Origin of the sequence: Parabacteroides hominis (assembly GCF_014287585.1) — a bacterium.
Taxonomy (GTDB): Bacteria; Bacteroidota; Bacteroidia; order Bacteroidales; family Tannerellaceae; genus Parabacteroides; species Parabacteroides hominis.
Genome location: NZ_JACOOJ010000081.1, coordinates 1 through 1,485 on the forward strand (window position 1 = coordinate 1; position 1,485 = coordinate 1,485).

Consider the following 1,485-nt stretch of genomic DNA (forward strand, 5'->3'; position numbering starts at 1 on the left):
GTACGAAACATAAAGTCTGCACTGCGAAATATAACACCTCCTTTCGGCATGTACTGGAAATCCCGGATCGTCTGGTCCGAACCTCTTGGCGAAGCAAAAGAAGGCTTCGATTGTACGAATATAAGATTTGAAGTAATAACAGAATTAGATTAAGAATATGGCTAATGAAAGAAGTTTAGCGGTAGGCGTATCCTTCTTAGGATATGGTGACCCCGGTGATGGTGTTCCGGCCTCTATTTATACACAGTGTCCGATCGTCCACGAAGGCTCAGTCGCTTTCAATTTCAATGAAGCGACCTCTGTCGATTTCCGTGCTGAAGGGATGAAAGATCCCTGGGAGTCATTCGATAAGACTGGCGACCCGGATAGTTTTGAATTTGCTATCCCGTCGCCGACAGATCAGGAAATGCTCGCGTTTTGTGGTGGTTCTATTAGTGGGGGTAAATGGAATGCACCGATTGATATTCCCAATATCCGCAAATCGTTCAAGATACAGACAACACCGTACAAAGGTAAGTATACGGAATATACATTTGCCATTTGTAAAGTCAGTGCCCGCTTGAGTCAGGCTCCGTCTTCAGAACAGACAGACCTGTTGTTGGTTAAATGTACCCGTTTGACAGCAATTACCTCTGCAGGGCAGCAACGGTCTTCGTTCAGTCGGGCGGTGATGAATGTAACCCTTACCCCAGTAAAGACAGTTGTAATCACTGGTACGCCCAAAGTTGGTGAAACGCTTATAGCCACCTTGACACCAGCGGAAGCGACTGGTGATTTCCAATGGCAACGTAAAGTGGATGGCCAGGGAGAAGCCCAAGATATTGAGGGGGCTATTGGCGACAGTTACATGATCCAGCCGGAAAATGAAGGCGATAAAATCCTTGTCAAGTTTACGGCAAACGGTTTGTATTCCGGAGAGAAGACAAGTGCAGAAACAGAAGCCGTACAAGCGGCAGGATAATTAAGGGTTATTGTTTAGGTTATCGAAAGCCTCGGAACTATCCGGGGCTTTTATATTTTAATCGAAAATATGAGTGTAAAACAAGTTCTCCAATTAGAAAGTGAATCTGTCTCCGGCCAACCGATAAGAATCCCGTTTGAATTTACCCGGCTTGAATCACTACCGAAAGGAAAGATAGTAGGGGATAGTATCGTCATAACCCCGATCACCGTCCGCACTTGGTTCCGGATAAAGCCTCTTTTGCTTCATATTGACAAGGAGGATAGGGCGGTTTTGGTTGCTGATAAGGATAATGGATTTTCCAATCGGGTTGCCGAATTGATTGCCAAATATGATGAGCTCATTTTTGAAATCGTATGCCTTGGTATTCATAATAAGAAAGGTGATATGCCGGCCTGGTTCCGGGAAGCCCTGAAAGATAACTGTACATGGGAGGATATTTACATCCTTCTGAATGCCATCTTATACCGGATCGGTTGCAACCCTTTTTCTCGTACTATCATAGCGCTGGAAGCTGTGAGCCC

2 protein-coding genes are annotated in these 1,485 nt (G+C 45.3%); both read left to right on the top strand.

Annotation, left to right across the window (positions count from 1 at the left end; translation table 11 throughout):
• Positions 1–157 precede the first annotated feature (157 nt).
• A complete protein-coding gene (locus H8S65_RS20640) occupies positions 158–961 on the top strand; it encodes a hypothetical protein (protein WP_186931689.1) in 804 nt (267 codons plus the stop codon).
• Between the two features lie 69 nt (positions 962–1,030).
• Positions 1,031–1,485 (top strand): hypothetical protein (locus H8S65_RS20645; protein WP_186931690.1); only part of this gene is annotated, 455 nt, incomplete at its 3' end.

Bases quoted from the DNA above. Each gene is read 5' to 3' on its own strand.
- H8S65_RS20640 (WP_186931689.1), top strand. From the start codon at position 158: ATGGCTAATGAAAGAAGTTTAGCGGTAGGCGTATCCTTCTTAGGATAT.